Below are 26583 nucleotides of genomic sequence, written 5' to 3' on the forward strand. Positions count from 1 at the left end.
TTGGACGACCTGCGGCGGGCGTTCCGACAGTACAAAGTGATTCACGTGATCTGTGACAACGCCGCCAACCACCAATCGGACCGAAGTTTGGTCGTGCGGGCGTATCTGGCTGAACATGGCGGCCGGATTCGGGTTCATTTTTTGCCGAAATACGCCCCGGACACCAACCCGATTGAACGGGTCTGGTGGCGATTGCATGAGGCCGTGACGCGGAACCACCGATGTGATTCCCTGACACATCTGATCGACATGACTTTCGACTGGCTGGAGGAGAGACGGTTTTTCAGAGTTCAAGACGCAACATACAACGCTGTCTAAAATCACCGATACTTTCGGGCAGGGCGGGACCTATTTAGCCGCAAAAATCAGTGCCTCACGCCTGATGTTTGAGAAACTGACTGCCGGGCGGGTTGTGATGCCGACAACCTTTCGCCAGAATGTGAGCCAGTTTCACCAGACGATTTACCTCATGGTTGGCAATGTTTCGAGTGTTTCCAATGTGAAGTATTGGGATACCACGAACACGCAAATCACGGTTGACCTATCCACGGTGACGATTGATTTGGACATCTGTCCAACCCCCGTTTACCTGATGGATGCTTACCCTGCCGTTCATCCCCAACGGCATTATCCCGCAAGCGTGGAGTTCATTGCCGGCTACGCTGATTCGTCCCATGTGCCGGCTGACATTAAAGCCGGAATCATGGCGTATGCGGCACATCTGTACCGGGATCGGGACGGAAGTCTTCCAGTGCCGCAAGGGTTTTTAGACCTTTGCCAGATGAATCACACAGGTATTTCCAACTCGTGGGGGAACTGAACATGAAATCACCGGGAGACTACGATACCTCGTTTGAATGGCTGGTCTGTAGCCAGACGCAAGATTCCACAGGTCAAATGCTTCAGACCTTTTCAAGCAATGGCTTTCTCTGGGGTTCGATGGATAGCGTCAGTTCAAATTTAGCCAGCCAGTTTGGAGCAAGAAAGACGACGCAAAACAGCACAATCAGAATCAGGCAAAAGCCAGGACTGAGCGCAAAAGACCGGCTTACAGACACGCGAGTCAACGAGGTTTGGACGATTGAAAGCCTTTATTACGACTGGCAGGAGGACGCTACGATTTGCGATATGCGGAAGGAAAATGATGATTGAAGCCCGTTTTACTTTGGATTTGACTCCGCTCAAGTCGCTTACTCCGGCAGTGGTCAAGAGAGTTCTGAAGGTTGCTTTGAGCCGAGCGGGAAGAGTACCTAAAGCCGCGACCATTGGAACGGCTGGAGCAATCAAAAGGTTTGGGTATCTGGCGAAAGCGATCCGCATCAAAACCGTGGTTTATCCTTCAGGTTCGGGATGTGTGATTGTCGGACCATCTTCCACATATACCCGCACAAAGGGCAAATACACGAGGGGAGAACACAAGGGGCAGCCGCGAAAGTTCCAGCCAAGCAAATACGCTCACCTCGTGGAACGAGGAACCAAGCGAAGCAAAGCCACTCCATTCCTTCAGCCCGCTCTTGAACAGTCCAAAAATCCTTTCGTTCAAGCCATCACCGACAGCATGAGAACGGAAATCGAGAAAGTTTTAGCCGCGCGTAAATAATCGCATGGTTACAACTGGTTATCTCGGCACTTTTGCCATCGACACGGGAGACGAGGGCGCATTTGAAGTTTTTGGTAACTGCAAATCGATCAAAGTTCCCGAAATTTCGGTGAACATGGTAGAGGTTCTTCCTCTGTCAGAAATCGCAAAACAGTTCATTCCCGGCAGCGTGGATTATGGCACGGTGACTGCCGAATTCTATTGGGACAAAACCGATTTGGTTTCTGCCTACGCTTTGCTCCGCGTTTCGCATTCGTTCAAAGTGACTGCCCCGCCGGGTGGAACTGGCGCCCAAACCTACGCTTTCTCGGGCTTTGTGGAGAAGATCACGGAAAGCGAATTCCAGCACGATAACGCGGCGATGTTCTCGTTAGACGTGCGTGTGTCTGGTGCCATCACTTTGGGAGCCGCTTCCTAATGACACTCAAAGAACGCATTTTCGCCGCTTCCGATATCAAGCTTGCCCCGTTGGTTGTCCCTGAATGGGGGAATGAGACGGTCTACCTCAAAACCCTTACGGCTGGTCAAAGTCTCAGGATTGAGGAAGGCAAATCGAACACGGAACAAGCCTCATTGCTGGTTCAGTATGGATGCGTTGACGAGAACGGAAAACCGTTGTTCACGGCTGACGAGGTGAAACGACTGTTAGAGGAAAAATCGGCTGATGGCTTTGTTCGTGTCGCAAAGGCTTTGCGGGAACACAACGGAGTGAAGACGGTTGAGGACGAGGTAAAAAACTAATCGACGGCAATCAGGACATTTCACTGATTGCCGATATTGCCCGTTCCTATGGTCAACTGCCGAGCGAGTTTTTGGAGCGTGTTTCGTTTCAGGAATTCGCTTTGTTACTGGAGATCTACAGGCGTCAACCGTGGGGAGAACGATTGGCTGACTGGCGTAGTGCGATGCAAGCCCATACCACGGCGCAAAGCATGGGCGGCAAAACCAAGCTAAATGATTTCCTTCCACGCTTTCGACCAGCCGAACAAACACCAGAACAATCGGCGAAGGCATTGGAACGGTGGGCGTTAAAGCACAATTCACTTCTGAAACACCATCGCCCAAAAGTTTAAATTTTAAAAAAAACGGGTCAAGTCTGACCCGTACATATCCCCATCATGGCAGAAAACTCAATTGGAAAAGGCTCGCTCGATTTGTCGGTTTCGGGTGCTGGATTGGCTACCGGTTTAAAAACCGCTACGGAACAAATCTCAGGCTGGGGAGATAAAACCAAATCATTGCTAAAGACCAAAATGGGCGGGTTAATGTCGTCCGTCACTTCGGTATTCAAACCAAATCTTGCTTTGATGGCTGGATCTTTAGGGATTGGCGGGTTGACCTCTGGGCTGGAGGGAACGCTTGAAAAAATCAAGGATCTTGCAAAAGTCGGGAAAAGTGCATCCGCTTTGGGAGTGGATTCGGCGCAATATATGGGTTTGCAACTCGTGTTCGCCAAGGCAGGCGTCTCTTCGGACGAATTCGGCTCACTTCTCGGAAAACTTTCGGGGAAGATCCAGCTTACAGCCGCACAGGGTGGAGAATTAACCACCGTGTTTCGGGCTATCGGTCTGAATGCCCGTGATCTTGCCCTATTGCCAGCCGATGAACAAGTTTTGGCGCTCAGTGATGCGTTGAGCAAACTGCCAAAAGGCGGACAACAAGCCGCCGTAGCAATGAAACTTTTTGAGGAAAAAGGGGTTTCCCTTCTCAGTGTGTTGGGCAAGTCGAAAGACGAGATTCAGGGGATGATTAACGCGCAAACGGAAATGGGAAACGCCATTTCTCAGACTGACATGGACACTGTCACCCGAGCGGCAAAAGCTCTTCCAAAATTGGGGCAGGTCGTTTCAGGATTCCAGACAAAGATGGTCATCGCATTTTCACCAATTGTTGAGATGATCGGCTCGAAATTATCGGCGGCGGTGGGCGTGGCTTCCAGCATTATGAACTGGTGGGCGAGAGGCGCGGCTGAACATTGGTCAATTATCGCCGATGGAATTGGCGACGCCATCAAGTATGTCTGGGAATTTGGCAAGAGTGTTGTCGATGCGGTGAAAGACTTGTTCTCGTTTTCTGATTCCACGATGACGATTCAGGAAGTTGTTGAAACGGCATGGCGGCTGATTGCCAAAGGAGTTTCAACGGTCGGAACGGCAATTTCAATTGCCTTCGGGGCGTTGGTCGGGGGAGCATCGTTTCTCGTTGATGCTTTCTCAGGCGTACTCACTGCCCTGAAGGCGGTTGTGGACATGGGGAAGAGTTTGCCCGATGCAATACGTCCGGCTTGGTTGGATGATTTTTCAAGTGGAATTGATTCGTTCGACAAAAAAGTGCGGTCTGCGGCTGACGGGATGCGTGCCTATGGCTTCCGGCAGTTTAACAAAAAATTCTCTGATGGCTGGCAGGGGGTTGATAATTGGTTCGACAACAGAAAGAACAAACAAGCGGCTGAAGAATTGGGCGAGGATATTGGAAACGGGATTCTTCCGGGCATGAAAGCGAGCAAAGCCAGCAATGAATTCGCCAGTGCTATGAGCAAAGGAAGCGCAGCCGCTTACAGCATCGAAATCAATCGAGACCTTGGCGCCCAACTCTCCGCACAACAAAAGCAAGCCGATGCGCTGCTCCAGATCAAGGCGCTGGGAGACGAACAGAGAAAATTACTTCAAAAGATTGTCGATCAGGGCAAGAATCTTCCCGCCATCGGTGCAATTTAAATTTTAAAAATGCCATGCCGTAAATAACGCATGGCTTTAGTTTCAGTAACAGAGATTCAGGACTCACGAACTTCAAAGGTAGACAACCAGAATAACAGGCAGTATACGCGCGTCTTCGTTGTGGTGTTTGACTCGCCAGAAGACGGACAACTCGCCGCATTAACTGCCACGGATGTTCCCATTAGGGGAAGTACCTATGAGGATGTGGAAACCGGCTTAGCTGACACTGAAGCCACGATGCGGGACAAATCCGCTGAACAGGTCGATTCCACGGTTTGGAAAGTCACTTGCAACTATGACAGCACATTAGAGGCGAGTGAAAAGGACGGCGGCACTTCCGCCAGTGGTTCCAGTGATCCAACCAGTACGCCACCGGGGGGAACTGGCAGCAATTCAGACACAGCGCCAGACAGCAGAACGCCATCAATCACATTCGGAACCAAAACGGTAGAAGAAGTTTTCCGAACCGACTACACCACGCCGACCGCTTTGCCGATTTTGAATTCAGCCTCAATGCCGTATGATCCGCCCGAAATGGTGACACGGTATTTGCCAACTATCACCGTTACCACTTGGAAAAGCTCATGGGGGATTAGCAAGAAACTCACCTATGAAGGAACTACCAATGCGGCGACATACACGATTTTAGGATGGGATTTCCCCGCCAAATCGCTTGTTATCACCAAATACGACGCCAAATCTGCCAAAGACAGTTACGGCTATTACTGGGAAATCACGATTGAATTTCTGTACGATCCGGGCTTACACACCTTGCGTTTGCTCGATGCAGGTAGCTGGGAGGCTGTTGTAGAAGGCGCGGATACTTACTATGTCCGCATTTGCGACAAACTCGGCAACCCGCTTGACAAGCCCGTTCCTTTGGATGGAACCGGATTGAAAGCCGGACCAAACCTCACGGTTTATAACCTCTACCAAAAATATAAAATCACAGATTGGAGCGCAGGTTTAGTATGAGTTCACCTGACGGATATTTGCTTTCGCCATCCACGGCGCAAAAGGTTTCAGACCTCGTTAGCAGAACGGGCAGTTTTTCACCGGGTTACTCTAGTTCAGCTTCCCAACCCCTTATGTGCTGGGTGAAAGTGAACACAGCCGGAACGGTGGCGAGTGGAAACATTCAGAATTACGATTCGGTTGATGGCTGGGTGGATTTTGGCGATGTTTGGGTAATGGCTGAAACCAATCCCGGAACGGACAATGTTGCCACAGGTCGTTACCTTTGCCGGATGTCTGGCGACTATACCCATAGCAGCACAACACGCAGGCTTTGCATCGCCAGAACAGGAACGGGACCAACGGGCGCAACTGGTCCAGCCGCATTTTCGTACAGGACTGGTGGAAGTTCAGCAGTTCCAGGACTTGGAACAGGCAGCGGGATTATTCCCGGTTCGGCACGTTGTTACGGGTACAGAAACTCCGGCATTCTTGAGATTCAAACGGGATTATCTCCGGGCGGTTCAAACTCAATCATTGCAACGGTCACATTCGCACCGGCTTTCGTTTCGTTTCCCTATGTCGTGAGCATCACTCCAGCGAACGCTAACGCCGCCAAACTGACGAGCGCACAGATACCGTATGTTGATAATTGCGTGATGGTTGGCTCTACAGGTTGTGCCACTTCAACCACTTGGAAACTGATGAGCGGAACAACGGCACTTGCGGCAACCAGTGGCGTCATTTTCGGTTGGTATTTCATCGTTTGCGGTGAGTAAGTTTTTAAATTTTAAAAATGGGCATCGGTAAATATCAGATGCTCATTGAACAACAGATTTTTGACCGGCTAAGCACAGATACCACAATCAGCGGCTATGTCGGAAACCGAGTTTTCCCCTCGTTGCCTACTGAGGAAGACCCGCAACTCCCTTTCATTTGGTTCGTGCAAAGTTCTGTTCTTCCCTTTTACAGTCTCGGCGGCACGACTGGAACCACTCGGCAGGAATTTGAGATTCAGGTTTGGGCAGAGACTTTCCAACAGGCTGGGGACATCGCCGACGCTGTACGGGTAAGACTTGACAAGTTCAGCGGGGGAAACATCCAAGAGTGTTTCTTTGCTGGGATGAACTCGGATGAGAGCGAAGATTTGGGATGTTGCAAGGTTCTTGATTTCGTTTTTTTTTTTACAGGATGACAATGTAGTTCCGGTTTCGTCCGGGCTTCCTTCCGTAACCGTAAGGGCTGATGGTTTGTACTTTGGGGATCAACTCATTTCTCAAGAGGGATTGCAAGGCGAGCCAGGACCGGCGGGACCACAGGGATTAAAAGGCGAGCCGGGAGACGATGGTTTGCCGGGGACAGACGGGAACGATGGACAATCAGCCTACCAAATCGCCGTAGCCAATGGATTCGTAGGCAATGAAGCCGCTTGGCTTGCGTCCCTCGTGGGCGAGCCGGGCGGCGATGGGCAAGACGGCTTGGCAGGGACAGACGGGAACGATGGAACTTCCGCCACGATCACCGTAGGCACGGTTACCACTGGTTCGGCTGGATCTTCCGCCAGCGTAACCAATTCAGGCACAACATCGGCGGCGGTGTTCAATTTCACCATTCCACGAGGAAACACAGGAGCGCAGGGCATTCCCGGCAATGATGGCGCAGATGCCCCTTTTCCTTCTCAAACCGGCAACGCCCACAAATTCCTGACCACTGACGGAACCAATCCGGCTTTCGCTTTCGTCTCGTTGACGGATTCGGTGTCGGGGGTTTTGCCTGTTTCAAGTGGGGGGACAGGTGAAACAACTCTCGCCAACGCTTTTTACGCTGGTTCAAACGCCTTTGCCGTGGGTGTCTCCGCCTCACCAAATCAAAGCCTCATGCTCAATCCTGACGGGTTGACCGTGTTCGGGAATCCAAGCGTTGACGCGGGTTTAATCACTTCCATTTTGCCTGTCTCAAGTGGGGGAACAGGAGAGGACACAGCGCCAGCCGCTTTCCAAAGTCTGGCTGATTCTCACGCCAACAACCAGCCAGCAACGGAAAACATGCTTCTGTATGCGGCATCCACGGAAGGCGGGGTTTACACCAATTGGGGGAACCCAGACCTTACAGCGCCGAGTATCACCCTTTCGTCTGATGTGGCGGTTAAAACCCGTTCATCGACTTGGCAACTTTCGAGCGATAAACGCCTCAAAAAAGCCATCCGCAAGTATCGTTCAGGTCTGGCGGAGATTGAGAAGATTCGCACGGTTACCTTTGAGTATCGTCAAGGGGATTCAAAAAGATGCGTTGGTGTCATCGCGCAGGAGATTCAAGAGGTTTTGCCGGACACGGTTTCCACGAGGAAGGGGATGCTGCGGGGCAAAGAAACGGAACTTCTCGACTTTAACCCTCACGAGATCATTTTCACGCTGGTCAATGCCGTTCAAGAACTCAGCAAGGAAGTGAAGGAGTTGAAGGAGTTGAAGGCTAAATAGACCATATGAACAAATTACTGGTTGAATTGATTGAGGACATGGAAAAGGCATACGCCGAGAACAAGGACAAAATCAGTCTTCGTGATCGCGTCAGACGCTTGATTATCATCTCTGAATTGAGGGATTGGAACAGATCGGGCAAGTTTTCCCCATCCCTACAAATGGAATTTACGCAAGCCAAGCCTTGACCTTTCGTTTCAATCATCCTTCGCCTTGCATCAATGCCCTTCGCCTTAGTTTAATGCGAGAATTAGGCTTGCTCTTGCTCAAAGTCGAATCTGGCTGGTTGTCCGGCTTTGTCTTCAAACCTCGTCTTGAGCGATTACATTACATCTGTGACCTACACGAAGACGACCCTGAAGGAATGGCTGATTTGATGAGGGAAATTGAGGATGAGGTGAACGCAAAGCAGGGCATTTACTGGCGAATGGTGAACGGCGAATGTAAATAATCCATGACTCATGTTCAAATTTGCTTGATTGCTGGCGTGTCGATGAAATGGCTGGAACGAATGATCGGCAATAATTACCTGCCCCAAGGTGATTTGTCGCCTCATCTTGACCTGATTAAACAACTGGCGACTGAAGGCGTTCTAAAGCGCCAACCCATATTCATTCCCATTATCACCTACAAAAATAAATTTAGAGGCAGATCCAAGGCTAGCTAAACGACAAAAGCCAACCTTTTGAGGGGCTGGCTTTTGGCGTAAGCAAATCTCCACTTACTTAATATTATTTAGCGTCATTTTTTTAAATTTTAAAATCACAGCATTGCACGCTGTAAAAACTGGTCTGTCTTCATCAGTTTCTTGACAAACTTTGAACGCGCTTCGCTCTCGTCTGGAACGGTATGAATCCATCTGGCGAGCAACATGGGCAATTCCCGGTTTGTTTTCCAATGTTCGTCAAGATAGGCGTAAACGCTGGATGTGAATTGTTCTTTTTTGGTCATTGTTCCACCCACTTTCCCCCATCGAGTACAAATGTCACTCTCTCGCCTGCCCTGATTCGTCGGCAAATCTCAACAAGCTCAACAAGCTCATCAAGCTCATCATCTGTCGGTGTTGTGGGATTGCCCAACGCCTTTTCCTCTTCCATCGTCATTTCAATACCTCTCGTTTGTAAAAATCGTCTCTTTCGCGGGCGATTGCCAGAAACACATATCCAGCCGCCTCAAGATTCTCCGCATATGTCCGATTGGTGTTGTTTAATTCAACCAGACACGCATCAAACCAACGCGATTCCCAATCTATCACACTCTCATTCATTAAATCAATCTCCGGTTTCACTAACAAAAATAATTGTTACTATTGTAAAAGAGTGACAGATTTTAATTTTTATTAATCGTCACTCTTTTTAGGAAATTATGATGAATCCGAATATTGATTATGAGACGAAATACACTCTATACGGGCTGTGCAAAGCCTTGGGGCTAAACCCACAGGTAGCTTACGCGGCTGTCAAACGAGGGCATATCCCTGCGGCTGATTTCCCGTTCTGGGCGCCGAAGTATTATTCATATCCGCTGATGTTGGAGATTATTCCGAGACTGGAGATTATGGCTGAATTGCAAGAAAAAAGACAGCCCCGCAAAAGCGGGGCTGTCAAAAACAACACTGACACGAAAGGCACGATTTAATGAAAGAGACGACTAACAATTTACATAGTAAGGATTTTAACAAATCTCAAACGCTATCGCAATACGCACGGAAATATTATGAAAACGGATGGGCGCCAGTCGCCTATGAACAGGGCACAAAAGCGCCCAAAACACAAGGATGGCAGAATCTAAATTTTAAAAACCTTGGTGATGATTACCTGAATGACAAATTCCCAGAGGGGTTTAACAACAATGTCGGGCTGGTTCTGGGGGTGAACTCATCCGGTTTGGTTGATGTGGATTGTGACTGTGAAGAGGCTGTTTTAGTCGCTGAAATGTTTCTGCCAACAACCCGCATGAAGCACGGGAGAGGCGGGAAAACAACACATTACTGGTATCGAGTGACCGACCAGCCGGGCGCATCAAAGAAGTTCACCCTGTCCGGTTCTCTCGTGGAATTGCGATCTACAGGCGGGCAAACGATGGTTCCGCCGAGCGTTCATCCCAACGGCGAGCGCATTGAATGGCACGGGGATTTGAACCCCAAAGAAATTTCATGGGCTGAACTGTCCCGAGCGGTGGCGACATTAGCGAGCGTTTGCGCGTTGACGAGGTTTTGGAGGGCTGGAATCCGGCATGACGCCGCTTTGGCTCTCTCCGGCGGTTTAATGCGGGCTGGTTGGGCGTTGGAGGACATTGAATCATTTGTTCACGGTGTTTGTATCGCTGCGGATGACGGTGATGTGGCGGATCGGCTGGGATGTGTGGCGGCGACATTTAGGGGCGGTGATGGGAAAACGACCGGGTTTCCCCGTTTGGCTGAACTCGTTGGCAATGAGTTTGTTTCCCGGCTGTTGGACTGGCTGGGGATAGGGGCTGAACCCATTGATTACAGCCGGTTGTCGGAGGTGATGGCGAAGCCTGCGCAGGAAAAACCCAAATTCACATGGTCAAATTTCCGTGAGCTACGCCGCATGAGTTTCAAACTCGATTGGTTTATTGAGGATTTGTTCCCGATGGGCAGCATGAACATTTGGGCGGGCGAATCCAAAATCGGCAAAACCACAATCCTAATGCAACTGGCAGAACATACCCGCCGAGAATCAACCATTTGGGGAAAGCGTGTTCACAAAAAGCCGATTTACATTCTCGATTACGAAATGGGTCCGTTCGGCTCATGCCATTTCGCCAATGTCCTGCCGTTCTCGGAAGAGGTGGACGAGGAAATTCATTACGCCAGCAAAATTGACCATGAGGGATATCACGGGCATGTCCTGCCCAAAACCCTTAGCGTCGAATGGCTGGAAGAACAGTTTCGCGGACTGCCCCCGTCTGTCCTCGTGGTTGATTCCATGAGGCGGGCGTTCGGCATGGCTGACAATGCGGTAGAGGATTGGGAGAACAAAGCGTCGTATGTGAACCAACTCCTGACACCGTTGCGGGATTGGGTGGGGAAGAACGGTCATTGCCTGATTATGATCCACCACACGAACAAGATGGGAAAAGTGTCGGGTTCGGGTGACATCGTGACGGCGACGGACAACACATACGAGTTCAGCCGAAACAAACTGACCAATGTTTACGCCATTGAAGGACGCGGGAGGTATGTTCGTCAGTTTTACCAGACCCTACGCAAGCAGGTCATTGGAGGAGTGGAGCAATTGCGGTTTGATTTGGAGTATTCCGAACGGGCACGCAAGGCTGAAGAACTCCGGGGGTATCTCCTGAAAACCATTCTCTTTCTCACAGAGAAAAGGACACGAACGGAGTTACTGGAGCATTTGGACATTACCCTGAAGCAGTTTCAAAGGATTGACCCGATTGGATGGTTGAAACAACGCGGGGCGGTTGCAACTACCCTCGGTTCGAGTGGTGGGTATGAACTGACACCTGTTTTAGAGGGTAAACCGTCAGCCTATGTGAACCTCTGGTTAGACCAGAAAATGACGGTTTAATATTAGTCCCCCTTAAAGAATCAGGAAAAGGATACTATTCAATCTCATCTCTTTACCGGGGTGAGGACAGGGGGGGGGAGAGACTAAGGTCTCTCTCCCCATGTCCCCGCATCCACCAATTTTTAAAAACCATTATTAACAACACATTCAATCGAACTATTGATTCAATCGTTTCGGTTTTGATCGATGCCGGGATGAATTTTTAACCTAGGTCCCTGCGGCGTGAACAACCCACGGTTTACCCCCTAAAAAGATTTTTCCGAAAAAACTCTTTCACCCCTTAAAATCGCTCCGCGATTTTAATAGTTTTAATTTCATAATCAGATTGGAAACTATCTTCATTTCTTCGTTGACATAAAAACCCCATCGGTTACATTACTCGTCTGCAGCCAACGAAAACCATTCGGTAGGTATGGTTGGGATGCGGCAAAAGAGGTTAAACGCCAATGTGGCGTTTAACCTCGCCATGACCTTGGAACGGTCTGATGGCGCGGTTAGACGGTGGCAGGTGCATCACCTGCTATAGCGAGCGAATACCCGCGAGAGTCTCGCGGCACGCTTCCTCTAGCCAAACCGTGAGGATCGTTTCGAGAGGGAGGGCGAATGGGCTGAAGCGTTGGTTTTGTTTGGGGAGTAGGGCTATGAAGGTCGTTTTGAATACCGTTAGTGACCGTCACGCGAAGATCGCCGCCGAGACTGTGAAGCACTTGGAGCGTCTTTATCCCGACGCTTCAGAGGCGACGGTGAAGAGTACGGACAAATTGCGTCTGTCCATCGATTTGGATCGCCCGGCTGGGAGTCTGCATTTTGGAGGTTCAGGGGGCGACATTGAGAAATGGAACAAAAACCTCTCCTTGAGCAACATCCAAAAGGAGAACCTGTTCGACTACGATAAACAGGCATGGATCGAAAAAGTCGTTGAGGGATTGCTCGTCCAGCCGAACGGGGAAACGGAACGAGTCAAAATCCGTCTCGAATCGCTCTCTGACGGTCCTCAATATTTCAAATCCGACTGGAACCACATCGAGGGTATTCTTGGTTCGTATCCCTCGTTTTGCGATGTGCTGAACGAAGGAACAGCTTTCTACTCTCAACACAGAGGAACAGGCGCTCACGATGTGAATCCCTATGCCTATAACCATCTCGGCAAAATCATGGTAAGTCTGGGTTTTGATGTCGCCCCATTGGTTGCGGGTAATGTGTTGTTGCTCAAAATGGATTTGAGACAGGCGTCATACATCAGCCCCAGCCGCCATTGTGGTGTGTTCGTCGATTTTCCTCTACTCGCCAAGAAACGAGTGATTTTCACCTTCAAGAAAACGAAGTAATCGGAATTCACCACGAGGGCAAGGCTAGCCTTGCCCTCGTGTTTTGCTCTTTTAATATTCTCACTGAGGTAAAATTATGGTTCGCTTAAAAGAGACTAATCCTCTTTTTCAGCTTTGTACTCATATCGAAACGCAATTCATGCTCAGAGTGGTGAATCCAATAGCCATTTTGTTTGTTTCCAATCCGAATTATCCTGAGAATGTTGACATTACTTTTGATTTTGGAGTTTCCAGAAATCTTTGCTCTGCAAATTGGGACAGAAGAGCTTTAAGCGGGCTTTTTTATGTTTTGAGTTGCCGAACAAATCGCATTGCTTGTGATGATGTGTTGTGGGAAATGCATAGGAATTTTGCATTCTTGGCTCACCGATTTTCTGGAGAAGGCGTCAACCCTCACAAATACCACCAAGCTCCTCGCAAAAAATAGGTGCGTTCCCGATTGAAAGAATCGGAGCAGGCAGAAGGGAGCCAAACGGCTTCCCTCTGCCATTCAGTTTGCATTAATGCTCAATCAATTGGCGTCACTTCTGTGGGATCGGTAAAAGGTTCTGGTTGGGAATTATCATCCCATTGAACCTTATAGGACACGGCAGGACCAAACATAGCCCCCGGATTTAGATCAACACTCTCAATCGTTCCCGTCAGCCATTTGGTCAGATGCCGGACACGTTGCCCGACCTCCAGTAATACCAACATTTCATCCATGAAAATACTCCGATAGGTGTTTGGAAACGGGAACACTATCCCGTTACCCAACTGAATAGTTCGTTGGTGTACGAATGCCAACCCACGAGAAAATTTTCGCAAACAAGTGACCTGAAGCCCACTATGAAACAAATGTGAATGCGGCAACTTCAATCAATCTCAAATCCGCTTTCCTTTAGCCGTTTCTCCCACGCTTGCACTTCCTCAAAACTCAATTCTTCATCCGGCAATGGCGGCAATGTCCGACCACGAACCACCAACGACCTACGCGGACCAGACGGACGATCACCAAGCGAATCCGGTGACCAGATGCGCCACATCCCCGGTTCTGTTTCGATCACCAACACAATCGTTTCCAACATGGCAAACCTCCTGATGATGGGCGAGCCATGAAGGTACGCCGCCGGGAAACGGCGCACCGCCTCAGTAGGAAAAGTTCTGTACCAGATTTTTCCTCTCGTTCTGGTTTGGAGGCAAGCCGCGAATTCCTCTGCCCTGACCCGTCAATTTTGGTACAGAACCCCCGCTAATGATGGGTTGGAGGCGAGTCAAAAACTGCCCTGCCCTACCCTGTCCAATTGAGACACAATTGAGACAGAACTACCCCGATTTGGTACAGAACTGGCGAAGTGGCGAAACAAAACATGCTTGTTTTTACGGTAAATTTGAAGGTTTTGGAATGGCGACCCTGATTCCCAGCGCCTCCATTCAAACAAGTTACGATGAAGATCGCGCCATGTTTTGATCACAAGTATTTAGGATTTTCAATTGTTCCAGAGGACGTCAAAACATCCAATTTTCATCTCTTCCATATCTAATCATCTAAAAATCATCACATAATCAGATATCTGCTTGCCAAAACCTCTCACTTGTTGATCACAACCCAAAAACTTGGACGACAAACCTGACTGAACGCTCCCGTGAAAAAATCATACGGCCCTACTTTTCCGAGGCCGATCCATATCCCATCCTCGAAAGCATCCCAAGTTGACCGACCCCGGTAATCTCCCAGCCAATACGACGAACCCAAAGCCTGCATAGAGCGGAAAAGATGCTCGCTCAACTAATCGGAGAGGATATCAGGCTGATCTTTTCGATGAATAACTTTGGAAGCCAATGTAAAAAGGCCCCCATTTCTGCGGGCCTTTTTACGGGTTTTACATTTGTTTTCGTCGAAATCGGTTATTTGCCGTGGGCGCCAGCACTGGTCGGCCAAACTTTTGCCAGAGCGACAGCGGCTCCATCTGTTCGCTGGCCATCTTTCACAGCAACGGTTTCTCCGGCCGCCAGATCATTTGTGGGATTGGCAACCAGTTGTTCCTCCCCCGTCAGTCCAGATAGCACTTCTATCACCCGGCCATAGTCACGGCCGAGTTTCACCGGGCGAATCTCGGTCTTGTTCCTGTTCACGATTACCACTTCAACACCCTGCGGGGTATGTCGCAACGCGGAGATTGGAACCAAGGGAATGGCCCGGCCTGCGGCGGCTGAGAGGCGAACTTGGGCGTAGGTCCCGGCGAGGATGGCCCTGTCGGCATTGGGCAGTTCCAGTTCGATGCGTAGCGTCCGAGTGGTCGGGTCGAGGGCGTTGGCCGTTCGGGCCACGTTGGCTTTGAGCGGTTTGTCTGTCAGTTCGGGGATGATGACATAACCGAATTTCGCCATCCGGGATTCGGCCGAGTGTCCTTGGGGGACGTCCACCTGAACCCGGAGAATGGCCGAACTCTGAATGTGGAACAAGGCTTGGGGCGACACAGTCGAAAGCATCGTCCCGGTTTCCGCGTAACGACGGGTGATCGTTCCATCGAATGGAGCGGTGATTCGCTTAAAGTTTTGCATCTCCTTCAACCGTTTGGCCTCGGCTTCCAAGCCTTTGACGGTGGCCAATTGTGTTTCAATCGCGGCCTTGCGGCTGTTGATCATTTTTTCCTTGGAGTTCACCTCGGCCGAGGCAGACAGCACTTGGGCCGAGGTTGTGTCCCGGTTCCGCACGGAAGTTTCGGCCTCCGTCCGACTGGCGGCCAAGCCGGCCCGGCTTAGTCGCTCGGCTTCGCTGGCTGCGAAATCACGATTGGCCTCGGCCACTTTCACCAAGGCTTTGGCGGTGTCCACGTCCGCAATCACTTGTTCCAAATCGGCTCGCAATTGAGCCACCATCGCCCTGCCCTGCTCGACCGCCGCCGTCGCCCGGTTGGCTTGCTGGTCCAATTCCGGCGCATCAATCTCGGCCAGCAAATCACCGGCCTTCACGCGGGCACCACGATCCACATGCCATTTGCCGATGTAACCATCCACACGGGCAAACAAGGTTGTTTGCTCATAGGGAAGCAATTGAGCGGGCAACAGAAGTTCGGTGTTGGCTGACGAGGTGACGGAATTGACCACCGTGACGGTTTTCCCGGCTGGCTCGGAGCGAACGGGTGATGCTTGCGAACTGGCTGTCAGGGGATTCCATTGCGTGGCCGCCGCGCCGAGTGCTGAAAAGGCCACCAGAACGCCGCCGACCAGTCGCCACCGTCGTCGCGGGGCCGATGTGAGGTTGGCTTGAGTCGGAATGAGGGATGTGCTTGTCATGATCGTCTCGCAAATATCGATAATCGGTTATCGCATATGACTTCATACCGCGAATCTGTTTTGCGCTTACAGAAGTTTTTCACGACGGGGAAACTTGAATAACACCGAAGGGCGAGACGATGCTCGTCTCGCCCTTCGGAAAGCACTTCAAAAGCAATGGTTATTGCAACTGCCCATCCCGCTCCTGTCGGCCAGCAGGGGGGCCACTTCGGAAAGCACTTCAAAAGCAATGGTTATTGCAACTCAGGCTCGACCTCAGAACGCGGAGCGGTCTTGGCCCGCATGATGCTGTAGACGACCGGAACAACCAAGAGCGTCGTCAGGGTGGCGACCAACAACCCGCCGATCACCGCCCGAGCCAGCGGGGCGTTTTGCTCTCCCCCTTCGCCCAAGCCCAAGCTCATCGGCAACATCCCCAAAACCATCGCCAGAGCGGTCATCAGCACGGGCCGCATCCGGGTGGCCCCGGCTTCCAAGGCGGCGCTCATCGCATCGACGCCCTCTTTTCTCCGATCATTGGCAAAGGTGACCAGAAGAATGCTGTTGGCCGTCGCCACGCCGATGGCCATGATCGCCCCCATCAGGCCCGGCACGCTGAAGGTTGTCTTGGTGAGCAACAACCCAAGCACCACGCCGGCCAATGCCCCCGGCAGCACGCTGAGAATAATCGCCGGATCGGTCCAGCTTTGGAAGTTCACCACGAGGAGCAGATAAACCAATACGGCCGCGAAGACCAAGCCCATCCCGAGGCGTTGGAAGGCGCTTCTCATGCTCTCGGCCTGGCCGCGAATTTCGATGGTGTTGCCGGGCGATTGCTCGGCCTTTAGCTCGTTCACCACTTTTTGCACATCCCGCACCACGCCGCCCAAATCCCGGCCCTGCACGTTGGCATAGATGTCGAACACTGGCTGTACATTGACGTGGTTCGTCACCTCGGCCGTCGAACGGCGGTCAAGCTTGGCGAGGTTGGTTAGCAATTGCGGTTGATCGGGGCGTTCCTTAGTCGGCACGGGGATCGACTCGATGGCTGAGAGCGAATCCACCGCATGGGTCGGCGTGCGGGTTTCCACGGGGTAAGAAATCCCGGTTTGCGGATCCACCCAGAAGTTCGGTTGCACCTGCTGGCTGCCGGAGAGAGACACAAACACTTGGTTGGCCACATCCTGCTGGGTCAGTCCAAGCTGGCTGGCGCGTGTCTGATCGACTTGCAAGTGCAGCGAGGGAACCGCCGTCACTTGATGAAGATGCACGTCGACCACGCCGGGGATTTCCCGTAACCGGGTAACAATCTTCTGGGAGATGGCAAAATTCTTCTTACCGTCGTACCCGCCGACTTGAACGTCAATCGGGGCCGGGAGACCGAAGTTCAGAATCTGGGACACGATATCCGCCGGTTGAAAGTAGAAGGTGAGTTGCGGGAACTTCTCAGCCAGCCGGACCCGAAGTTCGGCCATGTATTCCGGCGTCGATTTCTTTCGATCTGGCTTGAGGGAGACGAGAATTTCCCCGTCGGATACCCCCGTCGTGGCACTGTCCCCGAAGGCCATCGAATAGCTGCGATTCGGCAGGCCGATGTTATCGATCACCAACCGGACATCGTCGCCCATCGTCGCCCGGATTTCGTCCTCCACTTGGGTGAAGTAGCGTTCCGTCTGTTCAAGACGGGTTCCCGGTTGGGTGCGGACGTGCAACCGGAATTGCCCGGCGTCCACGGTTGGGAAGAAGTCCTCGCCCACTTGGGGAATGAGCAACCCGGCGGCCAATGTTCCTGTCAGAAACAGGCCAAGAACCGTTTTGCGATGTTGCAGGTTCCAGCCCAGCAACCGGGTATAACTGCTGCGGAAAGCTTCAAAGACCATTTCAAACCGGTTGTGCATCCGGCCGAACATCGTATCCGGCGTGTGGTGAGATTCATTGACCAACAAGTATCGGATCATCGTCGGGACAAGCGTTCGGGAGAGCAAGTAACTTGTTCCCAAGGCAAAAACCACGGCGAGGGCCAGCGGCGTGAACAGATATTTGGCGACGCCATCCAGAAACGTGACCGCGACGAACACAATTCCGATGGTCAGCGTTGCCACGAACGTCGGCACGGCAATCTGACTGGCCCCGTCGAGGATGGCGGTTAGCAATGGTTTGTTCAAGCCAAGGTTTCGGTGGACGTTTTCCACTTCCACCGTCGCGTCATCCACCAGAATCCCTACGGCAAGAGCCAGCCCGCCGAGGGTCATCACGTTCAAGGTGTAACCGAGTGCGTACAGGATGGAGATCGATGTCAGAATCGACAGCGGAATGGACACGGCCACGATCAACGTGCTTCGCCACGAACCAAGGAACACCAAAATCATGAAAGCCGTCAACCCGGCCGCGATCACACTTTCGTGTACCACCCCGTCAACGGCCGCCTCCACGAAGAGGGATTGATCGAACAACAAGTCCACATCCAATCCCTCCGGGGCAGCGGCTTGGATGGTCGGCATCACCGCCTTCACCAAGCGAACCAAGTCGAGCGTTGAGGCATCCCCGTTTTTCAGAAGCGTCACCAGCACCCCGCGTGTTCCATCCCGGCGAACGACCGTGGTTTGGGCTTGAAAACCGTCCCGCACTTGGGCCACATCTCGCATGTAGATGGTGGTCCCGTTGACCGTTTTGATGGGAATGGCGTTGAAGGCATCCGCAACCGGCGGGGTATTGTTTAAGGTCACCGGGTATTGCTGGTCGCCGATTTTGGCGGTTCCGGTGGGGGCGGCAAGATTATTCGCGTTGACGGCATCGGACACATCCTTGGCCGAAACGCCGCGTGCCCGCATAAGTTCGGGGTCCAGATCCACTTGAATCTGCCGCTCCACGCCACCGTATGGAGTGGGGAGCGTGATGCCGGGGATGATGGAAAGTTGCTGCCGCAATGTGTAAAGACCATAGTTGTAGACATCCGATTCGCTCATCGTCTTGCTGGAGAGAGCCAGTTGCAACACTGGCACACTGGAGGCATTGAACCGCAAGATAATTGGCGGTTGGATGCCGGGAGGCATGACTTGCCGAATCGATTGGGAGGTGGCCGTCACTTGGGCCAGGGCGGCATTCACATCCGTTCCCGGATGGAAAAAAATCCGAATCACACTGACACCGTTGAGCGTCTGAGACTCCATTCGTTTGATGTTGTTCACGTTGGCGCTGATCGCGTATTCGCTGTACGTTGTCACCCGCTTCTCGAATTCGGTGGTGTCCATGCCGCGATAGGTCCAAATCACGGTGACCACCGGCAAATCGACTTCCGGAAAAATGTCCGTCCGGGCACGGCGGGCCGATAAGATGCCGAGAACCAAAATGAGCAAGGCGACCACCACAAACGTATACGGCCGTCGCAAGGCCAGTTTGACAATCCACATGGGACACCCCCGCTTGACTCTTGATCTGATTGCTAGAATTAATTATCGATAATCGCTTATGATCTTACACGATGGCGTCAGATTCTCTCCTTAAACGGTGATGTCATGGCCAAAACAACCCTGAACCGGACCTGTCTTGCGGAACAAATCCGCGATGTGGTGGCCGACCGGATTGGCCGGGGGGACTACCCGCCCGGCTATCGGTTGGTGGAACTGTGTCTGGCGAAGGAGTTCGGCACCAGCCAAGCCCCCGTGCGGGAAGCGATCCGGATGCTCGGCGGGTTGGGCCTTGTTGATTCGGTTCCGCGAAAAGGGGCGCGTGTCCGCGAGATGACCGACCGTGAGCAACGGGAGATGAACCAAGTCCGGGCGGCCTTGGAGGACATGGCTTGCGTGCTGGCCGCCAGACACTTTCAGACCAATGCGGAAGCCGGTGAAGAACTTCGACGGTTAAACGCCATCGTCACGCGGGCGGCCAAAAAAGGTGACTTTGAGACGCTGGCGGTGTCCAACAATGATTTTCACCGCCTCATTGTCAACGCCTCGGGCAACCAAACACTGATCGAACTTTGGGAATCAACGGCCTTGCGTCCCCGTGGATTGGTCAGCCAAATTCGCAAAGGATTTGATCCCCTGATCGTTGTCGAACATCATATCGGGATCATCGAATCCCTGCTTGCCGGCCGGGGGGATGAGGCCGGCCGACGGATGCGAGATCACGGCCTTCATTTTGCCCGCTTGCATGAGGAACCTGTCCAGAAGTCTCCAGCCTGAAGGAAAAACGGGCCATTTCCCGTCATTCAAAAACGACTCAAGCGGTCATTTTCGGTCAATTTTCGCCCGCTCGTCCGTTCTTCCCGCATAACATCCTCCCATTGAAGACATCACAATGCGGCGACTCGTCATTTCCTTGTTGATGGTGGCGGCCACACATGGCTTAGGCCTCGCCTTCCCGTTGCGAATTGAGCAAAAGCCGGTCGAGGGAACGGTGGCTTCTTGGAAGTCGTCCGGACCGGGAATTCGCTCTCTTTGGTACTCGCGATCCGGGGAGTTGGTTCTCATCGCGGGATCAGATATCACCCGGTGGAAATATGATTCGCCAAGGGGTGAAAGTGCCAGCGGCCGGATTTCCGATGAGTTCACTCAAATCATTCCCAAGGAAGAACGCTTCTTGGTTTTAAGCAAGACCGCCCTTGAACCGTGGGGCATCCAAGACAACAAATTTGCCCGATTGAGCATGGGTTCGGTGAAAAATGACGACCATGCTCGGGCGGCCGTCGCCACGGAAAATTCCAGAAGAGTGTTCTGGTCGCCCGGTGGAAAGGTGGCTTTCTTGGCGGATGACACTTCAAAGCCCGTTGTTCTGAAACTCGATGATGTCAAGCCGACCGGCTTGGCGCTCTCCCCGACCGGGCGATTACTGGCGATTGCTTCCGGAACCGGTTCCGTGCAAATCTGCAATCTGAAAGCGGATGGCTCCCTTGATCGCAAAATCTCGAAGCGATTCCCCCGCCGGGACGAGATCCCCCTAGCCTTCAGTCCCGACGGACGATTGTTGGCGGTGGCCAGCGCGGGCCGATTGGTGTTGTTGGATGTCAACACGAACCAGATTTACCGGGCTTTTGAACGCCGATTTGACGACGGTGATATTTCCACGATGGCGTTTTCCCCCGATGGCGCGTTGGTCGCCATCGGCACCCGCGAGCCATCGCCAGTCGTCCGGGTCTGGCATATCGCTTCCGGAAAATCGCTCGGAGAGTTTTCCTCCCACCGGGCAACCATCACCGGGCTGGCGTTTGACACGAAGCAGTTTCATCTGGCGGCAGGAGACGCCGATGGTCGGGTCTTTGTCTGGAAATTGTCACGGGATATCGAACCCCGACAGCGAATGACAGTCGCGGATGCTTGGGAACAACTCGACTCGATTTACCCGGTTGTCGGCCATCAGGCGATGGCTGATCTTCTCCCGGAGGACGCCGGAGAGCCGGGCAAAAACTTGCAAATCCTCATGACGCGGATCACGGAACTGGACAAGGAGCGGGCACGTTTGAAGAAAGCAATCGCCGATCTGGATCATGATGAATTCCGCGTCCGCGAGGCCGCCCGGAAAACCATTTTGAAAACGAGTTATCGCGGGATGGAGCTGCTACAAGATCCGGGGCGTAAGAAACTCGGGGCCGAGGGAGAAGAACGAGTCCGTTCCATCCTCGCAAGATTTGAGCAGGATGGTCTTTCCAAGCCCGAAAATGACATGTATGGGGATGCGCTACGGCTGATCCGGTTAATTCAGGTTCTTGAAGCCAAGGCACCAAAAGAGGCAAACACCGCCTCTGAATATTTGAAGACTCGCCATCCGGGAACTCGCATCGCCTTGGATTCGGAAGCGATCCTCGGACTACCCGATGCGAAACATTGATTAGGGTTTTGGCTTGCCAAGCACGGCCGCCATTGCCGGGCCGGGATATTTGGGCGCGGGCGTCCACATCGGCCCAGGCTCGATTTTGATGATGTTGCCTTTTGAGTCGTGCAACCGCCAATACGGTTGGGCCGGAACCCAGCGGACGACATCCGGGCTGGCCAGACTCGCCAGTCCCAAAAAGGTTTGAAGAATACAGAAGACCATCATCAGCCCTCCCTGGCTTCCGTGAGTCTTCGGCAATCGATCCCACGGCGCATCTCGAAAAGGGAAGTGAAAACAAAGGAGCGTTTGGTCTCGGCTCGAACATTCGTCAGGGCCGTTGAAGCCGAACCAATGCGGAAGATCTCGTGGCAAATTCCCCGATTTTTCTTGACTCCGCGTGTCATTCCGATTCTCGTGTGTGAGTGATTGAAAAATCACACTCCCACACCCCCACATTTTTTGGAGACTTGTTTTATGCGCCTTGCAAGACTCGGTGCGTTGGCGTTCGTGATGGCCCTCGGATTTCTCGCCAGTTCCGATGGTGTCCAAAGTCAGGACAAGAAGGAAGCAAAGGTAAAAGGACAATTACCGGCTGGCTGGAAGGCCTTGGATTTGACGGCTTCCCAAAAGGAGGAGGTCTACAAAATCCAAACGGAATATCGCGGCAAGGTTGACAAACTGGAAGACGAGATCAAAAAGCTCAAGGCCGAGCAATCCAAGAAGATGTCCGAAGTGCTGACGGCCGAGCAAAAGAAGAAATTGATCGACGCCATTGATGGCGGCAAAAAAGACGAGCCAAAGAAAAAGGAAGAATCGAAAAAGAAGGATGAGCCAAAGAAGGAAGACGCCAAAAAGGAGTGAGTTTTACTCTCCTTGAACAAAGGAACCCGGCGATGAATCGATTCATCGCCGGGTTCCTTTGTTTTCCGCTCATCCAAAATCTTGGGCGTTATTCTTCAGCCTTCGGTTCCGGAAGGAAGCACGAGGCGATCAGACCAATCACACAGACGGAGGCCCCGACGATCCCGGCGGCCATCGACACCTTGGCGAAGTTGTTATCCCCGGCCATCATGGGCGCCACCACCGAAGTCGTGACAAACCCCGCCGATGTTCCAATCATTCGACCGCCGACATTCGTGGCGAAACTTCCCCCGGTCCCGCGAAGATGCGTAGGGAAAACCTTCGGCAGAAACTCACCGAAGTAACTAAGCTGGGCGACCGTGCAAAACCCGGCCAACGCGATTCCCATCGGGAACAGTTCCGGTTGATCGCGGAAGAACAGCATGTAGGTGACGGGAAAAATGATCAAACCGGGGAACTGGAAGATTCGCAGCAACAGACGATGCTTGATGATGACGACCACCAGAATCGCCAAGGCGATCCGCCCAAGCAATCCGCCAAGTTCCTGCCAAAGTTGAACTTCCGAACCCTTTTGCTGCGTTTGTTTTTGGAGCTCTTTCAACTTGCCTTTGTTCGCACCCACTTGTTTGGTGAGATCTTTGACTTCCTCGGGCGGCAACTGGTCCTTGTTCTCCAATTTTGCTTCGAGTTGCTTGCCTTCCTTCATGATCTCCGCACGGGGAGCCGCAAACTCCGGCAAGCCGGGAACGATTTGAGGAGGGGTCAATTGCAAGGCGCCAAACGCCGCTCCGTAAGCACAGGCCGAGAGACAGGCGGTGACAAGGGTTGTTCGTCGCAAATCTTTGGTGAATAATTCGGACAGACGCGGCCGGATCAATGTTCCGTTTCGCTTCCGTTCGGCCCAGATTCGCGATTCCGGCACGAACGGCAGCATCAGGGCAATCATCAAACCGGGAATCATCCCGGTGAGCAGCGTATATCGCCAAGCCGTTTTGGTTCCTTGCTCCCCGCCCATGGGCAACGCGGGGAATTGATCCAAGTGTGTGATGACATAACCGGCAACAGCGGTCACCAATAGCCCGCCGACCGACGCAAACGCCTGGGTCCAGCCAACCGCCAGTTGGCGGGAGCGTTTCTCGGTGAAAAGCTCCGAGAGCCAGGTGATGGCCGCGACGAATTCCACGCACACCCCGATGAAGGTGGTGCAACGGAACACAATGAGCATCCACAAACTGGTTGAAAACGCGGCAAACACCGGCGAGAAGGAGTAGAGCATGATGCTGGCGACCATGATCTTTTTCCGGCCGAAGCGATCAATGAAAAGACCGCCCATCAAACCGAAGATTCCACCGGACAATGCCGTCAGCCAGTTGATGCGGCCGATCCAACCCGGAATCTCGGCTGATTGTTCCGGCAATTGAGCGAGTTCCATGATCGCCGGGCGGGCGATCACCGGGAACATCAGCAGTTCGTAGGTGTCGAAGAGGAAACCGATGGAGGCGACGATCACGACGAGCCACACTTGATATGGCTTCAGCGGTGCGACGGGACTGGACAAGAGAAGACTCCGGGGTCGGTGGCGGGTCGGCGGTAACCGAAGTTATCGTTTTAGGAATCCCAGACGACCCCGCCACTTCGGCAATTCATTGCGTGACGGACAGAGACTTCAACCATTGCTGCTGAAGATCGGCCACATCCTTGAAGCCATAGTGTGATTGCAAGGCTTTGGCGATGCCTCGGCGGGGAGCCTCCCGCAGGAAAGTCGCGAACGCCTTGCACCCTTTCTTCTCAACCAAAAAGCTCACGAGTGAGATGCTTTGGGCATAAAAAGCCGTGGTGGCCTCGGGTTCCGGGAATGTTTGTTGCTCCAACAGAACTGAAAGCATCAGTAGCTTGCGATCTCGCAACAAACCAGGGACGGTTCGCCGATAACGGGCCACCGATTCTGGCGTTTCCGAGAGGGCGGCCATTCCGATCAACGCCCATTTCGGCAGCGGTTGTTCGGCGTACATTTCCAGCAGAATCATCTGCGTGATTTCGTTCGGCAGGGTCACATCCAACAGCGAAAGATCGTCACCACACAAGTCCAGCTTGCGTGTCACCACATCAATTCCACGAACTCCCACGGTGGAATGACCCCAAAGCGATTCGGGCTTGTGGGTCACCTGCCGATAATCTTTTCCGCAAGCGTGCAGGGTGATTTCGCACGGGGTGGCCCAGTCGTTGGCGGTGGTTCCGCTCCAACGTTGATACATCGCCGCGCGAACCGCGTCGGCCACTTGGATGACTTCGCCGGCCTTCACGGGATCGGCCACTCCTTTGATGGCAAAGTTCCGCGAATCCCCGGCAACGGTTGGCGTTGGCGCTGACGCTGTCGCGGGTCGCAGGGAAGCCGTCAGCCGGTCGCAAAAATCATGGAGCCGTTCAGAGCCGGATTGCCGGCAATCGGCCACTTCCCGGAGCAGGACACCTCGCTGGGCTTCGTCGACTGTTCCGCTCTTGAGTTGGGTGGCGACATTGAACAATCGGCAGTAAATCCATTGCTCTTGTTGTTCGGGGGTAAGCTTTAACCCCTGTTTGGCGGCTTGTTGGTAAAGAGTCGCCGCTTGGGCATACTTCTTGGCCGCGAAGGCCGCGTCGGCCTTGGACAAATCATTGCCGGGAAGACGGCCATGAGAAGGGGTTTGCTGAAACGGATCAACATCCGCCTTGGGCGGATTAACGATGATCGGCAGCGGTTTCGGCTCCGGTTCCGGGAATCGTTCCGGCGGCGCAACAGGTTCCTTGACCGTTTCTTCCACGGGTGGCGGCGGGGGAAGCGGCGGGGCCAGCGTGGCTGACGAGACGGGCCGGACTGCCAAGTCGGTTGGCGGCAGTTTCAAAGTCGGGGTCTGTTTATCATCCGGTTCGATGATGTCAGCCGGGTTGCCCGGTTGAGTCTTCGCCAAAGCCTCTTTGGCATCCTTCAACAAGGACGCATAGGCCGTGTTGCCGACGGCATTCGCCTGCTCGGCCTCCAGAATCCGAATCGCCTTGGCGGGGTCATTTAGCCGAAGGGCTTCGCGGGCGGCAACGATGGCGCGTTGCACGGGAATAATTTTGTTCAAATCACGCGGCGGCTCGGCCGACAGTAGCAGAGTGAACCCGAGCCATCCCGCAAGAATCAGTATCCGTGGCCGTTTCATGCTGGCATCCTTGCCGGTTTGCGGACAATCCTTTGTCCGAGGCGAGCCGCACATTAGAGGCGATTGAAGGAATTTGCAAGGGCAGGCTTGAACGAGTGAAACTGGGTCATCAGGGCAAACCGAAGGAAAAAGAAACTTGTCCTTGAAGGAAGCGCATGCCCTCCCCTACAAGGTCATGCGAGTATTTGCTAAGCTGGATATTTGAAGTAAAGAACTTTTTTGGGAGTGCGTGCCGATGGCGGACATTAAGAACATCGACATTCGCAAAGGAATGGTCTACGTTGACGCGGACGGCCAGCTTTTCCAATGTCTGGACCGGGACTTGAACACCCCCGGCAACTGGCGGGCCATTTTGTATTTGAAGGTCCGCAACCTCAAGACGGGTTCCATCACGCAAAACCGCGTGAAGCCGGACGACAAGGTGGCGTTGGCTTACCTCGAAACGAAGAACATGCAGTATTCCTACCGCGAGGGGGATGACTTCATTTTCATGGACCCGGAAACCTTTGAGCAATTGCCGCTGAAGGCCGCGTTTGTTGAAGACCAGATCAAATATCTGCGTGAAAACGACATCGCACAAGTCACGATTTACGAAGGCCGACCTCTGGGTTTCCAGCTTCCGCAAACGGTCGAACTGACCGTCGTGGAAACGGAACCGGGCATCAAGGGGGCGACGGCTGCCGCCCAATACAAGCCCGCCACGATGGAAACCGGCCTGGTCATCAACGTCCCGTCGTTCATCAACGCCGGCGACGTGATTAAAATTGATACGGAAGAAGGCAAGTATCTGGGCCGGTCGGCGCAGAAGTAAATGGCGGTGTGAATCGCGTCTCGGCCG

General features: G+C 52.8%; 30 protein-coding genes. 20 read left to right on the forward strand and 10 right to left on the reverse strand.

Translation table 11 applies throughout. The features are described from left to right. The 12 genes from BGIM_RS49495 to BGIM_RS57200 form a co-directional block, all read left to right on the forward strand. A partial coding sequence (locus BGIM_RS49495) for a transposase (RefSeq protein WP_020469509.1) occupies nt 1–318 on the forward strand: 318 nt, incomplete at its 5' end. A 97-nt stretch (nt 319–415) separates the two neighbouring features. Then, the gene (locus tag BGIM_RS0109290; protein WP_157368699.1) at nt 416–820 is read left to right on the forward strand and encodes a head-tail connector protein; all 405 of its coding nucleotides are present in this window, start codon (nt 416–418) and stop codon (nt 818–820) included. Between the two features lie 2 nt (nt 821–822). Next, entirely contained in the window at nt 823–1152 is a 330-nt protein-coding gene (locus tag BGIM_RS0109295) for a head-tail adaptor protein (protein ID WP_020469511.1), read from the forward strand. Continuing rightward, entirely contained in the window at nt 1142–1600 is a 459-nt protein-coding gene (locus BGIM_RS0109300) for an HK97-gp10 family putative phage morphogenesis protein (RefSeq protein WP_029629883.1), read from the forward strand. The genes BGIM_RS0109295 and BGIM_RS0109300 overlap by 11 nt, the downstream gene beginning before the upstream one ends. 4 nt (nt 1601–1604) lie before the next feature. After that, complete coding sequence (locus BGIM_RS0109305; protein WP_020469513.1) at nt 1605–2018, forward strand: hypothetical protein; 414 nt, start codon at nt 1605–1607, stop codon at nt 2016–2018. After that, entirely contained in the window at nt 2018–2341 is a 324-nt protein-coding gene (locus BGIM_RS0109310; protein WP_020469514.1) for a hypothetical protein, read from the forward strand. The genes BGIM_RS0109305 and BGIM_RS0109310 overlap by 1 nt, the downstream gene beginning before the upstream one ends. 71 nt (nt 2342–2412) lie before the next feature. Next, the gene (locus BGIM_RS68220; protein WP_072022244.1) at nt 2413–2673 is read left to right on the forward strand and encodes a phage tail assembly protein T; all 261 of its coding nucleotides are present in this window, start codon (nt 2413–2415) and stop codon (nt 2671–2673) included. A gap of 45 nt (nt 2674–2718) precedes the next feature. Continuing rightward, nucleotides 2719–4317 carry a phage tail tape measure protein gene (locus BGIM_RS0109315; protein WP_157368704.1) on the forward strand — a complete coding sequence of 533 codons (1599 nt, stop codon included), beginning with the start codon at nt 2719–2721 and terminating at the stop codon, nt 4315–4317. Nucleotides 4318–4347: 30 nt separating this feature from the next. After that, nucleotides 4348–5292: a hypothetical protein gene (locus BGIM_RS0109320; protein ID WP_157368706.1), complete on the forward strand. Its 945-nt coding sequence runs from the start codon at nt 4348–4350 to the stop codon at nt 5290–5292. Beyond that, entirely contained in the window at nt 5289–6050 is a 762-nt protein-coding gene (locus BGIM_RS62660; protein ID WP_157368708.1) for a hypothetical protein, read from the forward strand. Before BGIM_RS0109320 ends, BGIM_RS62660 begins: the two co-directional genes overlap by 4 nt. Before the next feature lie 17 nt (nt 6051–6067). Further along, nucleotides 6068–6466, forward strand: a complete 399-nt coding sequence (locus BGIM_RS0109325; RefSeq protein WP_020469517.1) for a DUF3168 domain-containing protein — start codon at nt 6068–6070, stop codon at nt 6464–6466. Next, nucleotides 6405–7748: a tail fiber domain-containing protein gene (locus BGIM_RS57200; RefSeq protein ID WP_157368710.1), complete on the forward strand. Its 1344-nt coding sequence runs from the start codon at nt 6405–6407 to the stop codon at nt 7746–7748. The genes BGIM_RS0109325 and BGIM_RS57200 overlap by 62 nt, the downstream gene beginning before the upstream one ends. Before the next feature lie 762 nt (nt 7749–8510). On the opposite strand, the gene BGIM_RS0109350 is transcribed toward BGIM_RS57200, so the two are convergent. The 3 genes from BGIM_RS0109350 to BGIM_RS64740 are packed head-to-tail and all read right to left on the reverse strand — an operon-like array spanning nt 8511 to nt 9015. Further along, nucleotides 8511–8699: a hypothetical protein gene (locus BGIM_RS0109350; RefSeq protein WP_020469522.1), complete on the reverse strand. Its 189-nt coding sequence runs from the start codon at nt 8697–8699 to the stop codon at nt 8511–8513. Then, complete coding sequence (locus BGIM_RS62670) at nt 8696–8851, reverse strand: hypothetical protein (protein WP_020469523.1); 156 nt, start codon at nt 8849–8851, stop codon at nt 8696–8698. Before BGIM_RS62670 ends, BGIM_RS0109350 begins: the two co-directional genes overlap by 4 nt. Beyond that, on the reverse strand, nt 8848–9015 hold the full coding sequence (locus BGIM_RS64740; protein WP_020469524.1) for a hypothetical protein: 168 nt from the start codon (nt 9013–9015) through the stop codon (nt 8848–8850). Before BGIM_RS64740 ends, BGIM_RS62670 begins: the two co-directional genes overlap by 4 nt. A 98-nt stretch (nt 9016–9113) precedes the next feature. Here BGIM_RS64740 and BGIM_RS0109365 point away from each other — a divergent pair, with 98 nt between their 5' ends. The 4 genes from BGIM_RS0109365 (at nt 9114) to BGIM_RS62675 (ending at nt 13057) form a co-directional block, all read left to right on the forward strand. Then, the gene (locus BGIM_RS0109365) at nt 9114–9386 is read left to right on the forward strand and encodes a hypothetical protein (protein ID WP_029629887.1); all 273 of its coding nucleotides are present in this window, start codon (nt 9114–9116) and stop codon (nt 9384–9386) included. Further along, the gene (locus BGIM_RS0109370) at nt 9386–11302 is read left to right on the forward strand and encodes a bifunctional DNA primase/polymerase (protein WP_020469526.1); all 1917 of its coding nucleotides are present in this window, start codon (nt 9386–9388) and stop codon (nt 11300–11302) included. Before BGIM_RS0109365 ends, BGIM_RS0109370 begins: the two co-directional genes overlap by 1 nt. Nucleotides 11303–11943: 641 nt before the next feature. Next, nucleotides 11944–12630: a hypothetical protein gene (locus BGIM_RS0109375; protein ID WP_020469527.1), complete on the forward strand. Its 687-nt coding sequence runs from the start codon at nt 11944–11946 to the stop codon at nt 12628–12630. Between the two features lie 76 nt (nt 12631–12706). Further along, nucleotides 12707–13057, forward strand: a complete 351-nt coding sequence (locus tag BGIM_RS62675; protein WP_157368714.1) for a hypothetical protein — start codon at nt 12707–12709, stop codon at nt 13055–13057. Nucleotides 13058–13137: 80 nt separating this feature from the next. Here the strand turns inward: BGIM_RS62675 and BGIM_RS62680 are convergent, their stop codons facing one another. From BGIM_RS62680 to BGIM_RS0109395, 4 genes are all read right to left on the reverse strand, one after another. Further along, entirely contained in the window at nt 13138–13335 is a 198-nt protein-coding gene (locus BGIM_RS62680; RefSeq protein ID WP_157368716.1) for a hypothetical protein, read from the reverse strand. A gap of 149 nt (nt 13336–13484) precedes the next feature. Continuing rightward, on the reverse strand, nt 13485–13697 hold the full coding sequence (locus BGIM_RS0109385; protein WP_020469529.1) for a hypothetical protein: 213 nt from the start codon (nt 13695–13697) through the stop codon (nt 13485–13487). 820 nt (nt 13698–14517) lie between these two features. After that, nucleotides 14518–15909 carry an efflux RND transporter periplasmic adaptor subunit gene (locus BGIM_RS0109390; protein ID WP_020469530.1) on the reverse strand — a complete coding sequence of 464 codons (1392 nt, stop codon included), beginning with the start codon at nt 15907–15909 and terminating at the stop codon, nt 14518–14520. A 233-nt stretch (nt 15910–16142) separates the two neighbouring features. After that, nucleotides 16143–19298, reverse strand: coding sequence for an efflux RND transporter permease subunit (locus tag BGIM_RS0109395; protein WP_020469531.1), 3156 nt, complete (start codon nt 19296–19298; stop codon nt 16143–16145). A gap of 105 nt (nt 19299–19403) precedes the next feature. Between BGIM_RS0109395 and BGIM_RS49505 the strand changes: the two genes are divergently transcribed. Further along, complete coding sequence (locus BGIM_RS49505; RefSeq protein WP_020469532.1) at nt 19404–20072, forward strand: GntR family transcriptional regulator; 669 nt, start codon at nt 19404–19406, stop codon at nt 20070–20072. A 115-nt stretch (nt 20073–20187) separates the two neighbouring features. Continuing rightward, nucleotides 20188–21714, forward strand: coding sequence for a WD40 repeat domain-containing protein (locus tag BGIM_RS0109405; RefSeq protein ID WP_020469533.1), 1527 nt, complete (start codon nt 20188–20190; stop codon nt 21712–21714). Here BGIM_RS0109405 and BGIM_RS0109410 read toward each other — a convergent pair whose 3' ends face one another. Further along, nucleotides 21715–21924, reverse strand: coding sequence for a hypothetical protein (locus tag BGIM_RS0109410; RefSeq protein WP_020469534.1), 210 nt, complete (start codon nt 21922–21924; stop codon nt 21715–21717). It lies immediately after the preceding gene. A gap of 249 nt (nt 21925–22173) precedes the next feature. Between BGIM_RS0109410 and BGIM_RS0109420 the strand changes: the two genes are divergently transcribed. Further along, nucleotides 22174–22560 (forward strand): hypothetical protein, encoded by a 387-nt coding sequence (locus BGIM_RS0109420; protein ID WP_020469536.1) that lies wholly within the window; start codon nt 22174–22176, stop codon nt 22558–22560. A gap of 88 nt (nt 22561–22648) precedes the next feature. Here the strand turns inward: BGIM_RS0109420 and BGIM_RS0109425 are convergent, their stop codons facing one another. Continuing rightward, nucleotides 22649–24118 (reverse strand): MFS transporter, encoded by a 1470-nt coding sequence (locus BGIM_RS0109425; RefSeq protein ID WP_020469537.1) that lies wholly within the window; start codon nt 24116–24118, stop codon nt 22649–22651. Nucleotides 24119–24203: 85 nt separating this feature from the next. Next, nucleotides 24204–25745 carry a hypothetical protein gene (locus tag BGIM_RS0109430; RefSeq protein ID WP_157368718.1) on the reverse strand — a complete coding sequence of 514 codons (1542 nt, stop codon included), beginning with the start codon at nt 25743–25745 and terminating at the stop codon, nt 24204–24206. A 235-nt stretch (nt 25746–25980) separates the two neighbouring features. On the opposite strand from BGIM_RS0109430, the gene efp reads away from it, so the two are divergent. Continuing rightward, on the forward strand, nt 25981–26556 hold the full coding sequence (gene efp / locus BGIM_RS0109435; protein WP_020469539.1) for an elongation factor P: 576 nt from the start codon (nt 25981–25983) through the stop codon (nt 26554–26556). The last annotated feature ends 27 nt before the right edge of the window (nt 26557–26583 follow it).

The organism is Zavarzinella formosa DSM 19928 (assembly GCF_000255705.1).
In the GTDB taxonomy this organism is placed as follows: Bacteria; Planctomycetota; Planctomycetia; order Gemmatales; family Gemmataceae; genus Zavarzinella; species Zavarzinella formosa.